We start from the raw sequence: 5,205 nt of genomic DNA, 5'->3' as shown, positions 1-5,205 counted from the left end.
CGTGTGGTCGAGGAGATTGAATGGAAACGTTCAAATTTACGAAAACCAGGCTGGAAGAGTTGCCTCCTGCTGCCAGGGGACAGGTGGAGTATGGCGACACGGTAGTAAACGGGCTACGGATCCGTGTCGGCGTCAGCGGCATTAAAAGTTTCTGTGTGTCCCGCAAAAAAAACGGCAAGTTTTTCCGGGCAACGCTGGGGCGTTTTCCTGCGCTGTCCGTGGAGAATGCCCGGGCGAAAGCCCTGGAGGTCATGGGCAGCATGGCCCTCAGCGGTCAGAACCCCAATATTCAGAAGCGTACGCATGAACGGGCAGCTGTCACCCTGCAGGACGCCCTGAACACCTATATTCTCAGCCGCGAGCATCGCCTGAAGCCGGCCACATCAAAACAATACCGGAGCATTCTGGGCAACTATTCAGGGGACTGGCTCTCACAGCCTCTGGCTTACATCACCCGCGATCGCGTTGAAGCCCGTCATAAAGCCATCACGCATGGCACGGTCTGGTATGGTGCGGATAAGCGTTCCCTGCGACGGGGCACCGGGCAGGGGAGTCATGCGCAGGCGGACTTATGGGCCCGCGCACTCAGGGCGGTTTACCGTTTCGCACACGATCACTACCGGGATGAGGAAGGGCGAACCCTGCTTCCCGATCCACCCACACTGGTGCTCAGCACTAAGCGGAAATGGCATGGCACGGTCAGGAAAAGTGACCGCATCCGTACCCATGATCTTGGCCGCTGGTTATCTGCGATAGAGACGGTGAGGGAGCAGGCGGAGCGTGAACGTAATGATTTCGCAGCGACCGTGTGTGATGCCGTGGAGATGGCCACGTTCACGGGCCTGCGGAAGTCCGAAATATTCGGTCTCGCCTGGTCCTGCGTTAACCTGGGAGGCCGCTACTTCTGGATAGATACGACAAAAAACGGCGACCCGCTTGAACTGCCCATTACCCGTACCTTACTGGCGTTGTTCCGCCGACGCGCTGCGGCGCGGCGCGGAGATCATCCTTTGGTCTTCCCGGGCATAAAGACCACCATCAAAGAATACCGCCACGTCACCGGGCGCATAAGCCGGTCAACGGTTCCTGAACCCAATCCGGACAATCTGCAGCCCATCCCGTTCAAGTGGCATGACGCGAGGCGAACTTACGGTACCGTGGCGGAGCTGGCCGGGGTAGGAAGCTATATCCTGAAGCGCCTGATGAACCACAGAACGCTGCGCAGTGCCGATGTGACCCAAGGGTATCTGCACTTTGGTGCGGATGAACTGCAGGCACCGGCAGCAAAAATTGAGCACGCCATCCTGAGCTACAGCGGGAGAACAGAGAAGCCCGAAGGTCTTGATGCCCGGCTGAAAGAAGCGCTGGAACACCTCAGTGATGATGAGAAACGAAGACTGCTTTTCTCACTCTCAGAAAAGGTGAATGAGGTCAGAAAATGATTGATGATATCAAAGCGGAAATGACAAAAAAGCTGGAAGAGCTGGCTATGGCAGAACCGGTGACAGGTTATATCAATATGTTTTACCAGGCGTTGTCCTTCAGTGATGCAGACCGCAGGACGTATATCACCGAAATTTCAGATCCGCTCTGGTGTATGGACCTCGCGAAAGGCAGCTATGACCGTGCCCGGCTGGCCCTGCTTAAATCCTATCTGCTGCTTCTGCTTGAACAGCACTACCACACAGCCATTTCACTCCTTCCTGTTCTGAAGTCTTTCGACATCCTGGGACAGACCGATACCGCAACGTTTATTGATGTCGCCATGAATAAGCTGCGTCAGTCTGAAGAGTTCCGTCGGGAAGTGTATAGCGGCCATAACAGCAGGAATGCGTCAGGACGGCGTAATAAACATGCAGATGAAGTGATCGCGATAATGTCTGAAACCTGGCGCCATTATCCGCACACCCCTAAAAATGCCATGATCAAAAAAGTATATGGCCATCTGAAAGGACAGGTCAGTGAAGAGACGCTGGCACGCTGGATTAAAGAGGAGAAACTCGGGCCGGCTTCCAAAGTTCGCCCGTATCCGCCTTTTCGGCTGGTCGTACCCTCATAACGCGTTATGATCCCCTTATAGCGCGTTCTGATCCGATCACAGCGCGTTCTGAGGCTACACACAGTATCTCCGGCGATAGATATTCACCATCAGTCTTCAACTGATATTGATGGTGATACTCATGCAATTCCCTCTCAGCCTGAAAACACCTTGCCGTCTGACCCGGTCAGAGGCAGCGCACTATCTGGGGGTTACGCCACAGACACTGGCTAACTGGGCCAGCACCGGGAAGGTGCAAATTCCGCATTACAAAGTCGGTCGCAAGGTTATTTATTTTCAGTCAGATTTGGACGCTTATCTGGCGTCCACGCGTCGTACGCAGACCATGTGAGGCTACCCATGCTGACTCAGCGAACCTTCACATGCTTCTGGCGGGATGAGTTTGATATGGCATCCGGAATTTATGCACTTGCTGATGTTCTGTATGGCGATCAGCCTTTGGGTTCGATTCCCTGGCGCTCTAGTTTTTCTCGGCATGCTTCTTTAACCCAGGAGCTGAACTTACCAGGACCTGCGGCAGTATCGATTTGCTCCAAAAGCTCATCTTCGAACCGAATGTTTTTAACAGTGCTATTCAAACGATCAAAATTGCGCTTAGTTTTTTTTTCTTGCATTGGTATGTACCACTCATGTAATGTTATTTCAGATGGTATATACCATCTCTTGAGCAAACAAGATTTAAAAACAGCGAAGCCCGCAGGTGCTACCAACACCAACGGGCCTCTCACCAAACCGTTAATCGGAGTAACAGTTATGGCTGTGAACAAGCATACCCAAACTCGCCCCAAATATCAGCACCGCTTCCTGGCCGTTTCCCGTCAGGGCTGGTCTGTACCCCCGTTCCGTCTCTGCACCGGCGCCGGCTCAGAGCAGAATATCCGCTGCCTTACCCTCTCTTTCGCGGACCCGCTGCCCGTTCAGGAGGCCCAAAATGCGTGAGCCCATGGATTTAGATCAGGCTGAATTCCAGGCCGAGATGGCCACCTCGCTGTTTGAGGTGATTATGGACAAGGCCTGCCGGGAGTGTTCCCCCCAGCTGCGGCACCTCATCAGCCTGGCCTGCGACATCAACTTTGAGATTTACCGCGCGCTCAGGGCTGACGGAGGAAAGCACTATGATCAGTAACGTGAAGTTTAACGAGCTGGCCAGCCGGGTGGAGGCGCTCACTGCGCGCGTCGGGGACCTGGAGGCCAGCCTGAACGCGCTGGTGGATTCACAGGGCGGCACCATTCCGCCCGGCATGGCGCCGGTCAGCACGCTGGCGGCGGAGTTTGGCATCTCCACCAAGAAGGCGGAGGAGCTGGCAAAAAACGCCGGCGTGATGCTGGTGCGGCACAGGGCCGGAGGTTACCTGGTGCCGGACGAGAAATTCCGTGAGGCGGCCCGTCTGGTGCTGCGTGCGGCCAAACGGAAGTACGGCTCGGCGTACTGGTACCACCCGCTGATTGGCAAGTTCCAGATGAGCGGAGGGATACCGAAATGAGCGTGACGGAAACGGAGACGGAAACCCTGTCTGACGCGCTGTTCACCTGCATCTACCTGTGGGTGAATGGCCATCCCGTTGATAAAAAAGCGGCCCGTGAGGCCGCTTTACGGCACCGCGATAAACATTCCTGCTACGGCCGGCTGGCGCTGAAAATGAAAGACTTTGTGCCGGGCAGCGGCATGAGCTATGAAGCCCTGTGTGAGGCAGGCCTTTGTCAGACTGACGCGAAAAAGCAGCGCCAGAAGCGGGTAGACCTGATCGCCGGTTTTACGGGCGAGGAAACGGTTAAGGCACTGCTGTGTGATACGGCACGTATCAACCGACTCTTTAACGCCGGAGAGGAGCAGGGGAAAGCATCCCGCCAGGCAGGGCTTTCTCTTTCCCAGATGGGGCCCAGCCAGCGCGGCGAGGTGCTCCTTAATTATTATAACGGGCAGCTGGCGCTGGATGCTGACTCAGACGTGGTGCATCACTATAACGGCATCGTCTGGCAACCCCTGAGCGACCGGGCGCTGGCACGCCAGATGGCGGCTATTTTTATCGACAGCGAAACGGCGTATTCCATGCCGGCCATGAAGAATGCCGTCGATGCCATGAAGCTGAGCCTGCCGGTGATGGGAGCGCCGTCCCGCCATCTTGTCGGTTTCCGTAACGGAGTGTTCGACACCCGGCAGGGGATTTTCCGCCCGCACGACCCCGGTGACTGGCTGCTTATCGCCAGCGACGTCACCTTCACGGCGGCGGTGCAGAACGAGACGCTGGCCGGGCACGCGCCTGTTTTTCAGCAGTGGCTGAACGGGTGCGCCGGGCATCATCCGCGCAAGGCCGACCGGATACTGGCCGCCCTCTATATGGTGATGGCCAACCGCTACGACTGGCAGCTGTTCCTTGAGGTCACGGGGGCGGGGGGAAGCGGGAAAAGCGTGATGGCCGAAATCTGCACCATGCTGGCGGGGAAGGGCAACACCGTCTCAGCCAGCATGGCCGCGCTGGAGAACCCGCGCGAGCGCGCGCTCATCGTGGGGTACTCGCTCATCATCATGCCGGACATGACCCGCTATGCCGGCGACGGTGCCGGCATCAAGGCCATTACGGGCGGGGACAAGGTGGCGATCGACCCCAAGCACAAGCCGCCGTACTCCACGCGCATCCCGGCCGTCATTCTGGCCGTCAACAATAACGCCATGACCTTCAGCGATCGCAGCGGGGGCATATCGCGGCGCCGGGTCATTTTTAACTTTTCACGGGTCATCCCGGAAGACGAACGCGATCCGCTGATGACGGCAAAGATAGAGGCTGAGCTGCCGGTCATCATCCGCCACCTTCTTACCCGCTTTACGGACCAGCAGGAGGCGCGTCAGCTGCTGTCTGAACAGCAGACGTCTGAGGAGGCCCTGGCCATCAAGCGCGAGTGCGATTCGCTGGTGGATTTCTGCGGATACCTGACGGCTTCACCGCAGTGTGACGGCATGTTTATCGGTAATGCAGAAGTAATTCCATTCAGCCCGCAACGCTATCTCTATCACGCCTACATGGCTTACATGCGGGCGAACGGGCTGAGCAAGCCGGTATCTCTGACGCGCTTCGGCACGGACATGCCCGGGGCCATGGCTGAGTATGGTAAAGCGTATCTTCGCAAGAAAAGTACCAAAGGCCATA

Annotated in this window: 7 protein-coding genes; 6 read left to right on the top strand and 1 reads right to left on the bottom strand. The window is 56.8% G+C overall.

The window, feature by feature from the left end; translation table 11 throughout:
• Window positions 1–20 precede the first annotated feature (20 nt).
• The 3 genes from QMM04_RS20785 (at window position 21) to QMM04_RS20775 (ending at window position 2,390) form a co-directional block, all read left to right on the top strand.
• The gene (locus QMM04_RS20785) at window positions 21–1,442 is read left to right on the top strand and encodes an integrase family protein (RefSeq protein ID WP_282996912.1); all 1,422 of its coding nucleotides are present in this window, start codon (window positions 21–23) and stop codon (window positions 1,440–1,442) included.
• Window positions 1,439–2,059 (top strand): hypothetical protein, encoded by a 621-nt coding sequence (locus QMM04_RS20780; RefSeq protein ID WP_282996911.1) that lies wholly within the window; start codon window positions 1,439–1,441, stop codon window positions 2,057–2,059. Before QMM04_RS20785 ends, QMM04_RS20780 begins: the two co-directional genes overlap by 4 nt.
• A gap of 121 nt (window positions 2,060–2,180) precedes the next feature.
• Window positions 2,181–2,390 carry a helix-turn-helix domain-containing protein gene (locus QMM04_RS20775; RefSeq protein WP_282996910.1) on the top strand — a complete coding sequence of 70 codons (210 nt, stop codon included), beginning with the start codon at window positions 2,181–2,183 and terminating at the stop codon, window positions 2,388–2,390.
• A gap of 100 nt (window positions 2,391–2,490) precedes the next feature.
• On the opposite strand, the gene QMM04_RS20770 is transcribed toward QMM04_RS20775, so the two are convergent.
• Window positions 2,491–2,673, bottom strand: coding sequence for a YlcI/YnfO family protein (locus QMM04_RS20770; RefSeq protein ID WP_021509673.1), 183 nt, complete (start codon window positions 2,671–2,673; stop codon window positions 2,491–2,493).
• A gap of 317 nt (window positions 2,674–2,990) precedes the next feature.
• Between QMM04_RS20770 and QMM04_RS20765 the strand changes: the two genes are divergently transcribed.
• The 3 genes from QMM04_RS20765 to QMM04_RS20755 all read left to right on the top strand — a co-directional run.
• The gene (locus tag QMM04_RS20765; RefSeq protein ID WP_282996909.1) at window positions 2,991–3,185 is read left to right on the top strand and encodes a hypothetical protein; all 195 of its coding nucleotides are present in this window, start codon (window positions 2,991–2,993) and stop codon (window positions 3,183–3,185) included.
• Window positions 3,175–3,543 (top strand): hypothetical protein, encoded by a 369-nt coding sequence (locus tag QMM04_RS20760; RefSeq protein ID WP_058759818.1) that lies wholly within the window; start codon window positions 3,175–3,177, stop codon window positions 3,541–3,543. The genes QMM04_RS20765 and QMM04_RS20760 overlap by 11 nt, the downstream gene beginning before the upstream one ends.
• Window positions 3,540–5,205 (top strand): DUF5906 domain-containing protein (locus QMM04_RS20755; RefSeq protein ID WP_282996908.1); only part of this gene is annotated, 1,666 nt, incomplete at its 3' end. The genes QMM04_RS20760 and QMM04_RS20755, both read left to right, overlap by 4 nt.

Origin of the sequence: Pantoea sp. Pa-EAmG, assembly GCF_030024295.1 — a bacterium.
Lineage (GTDB): Bacteria > Pseudomonadota > Gammaproteobacteria > Enterobacterales > Enterobacteriaceae > Pantoea > Pantoea dispersa.
The sequence above is the reverse complement of the archived record's forward strand: the minus strand, read 5'-3'. Positions and strand labels throughout refer to the sequence as shown.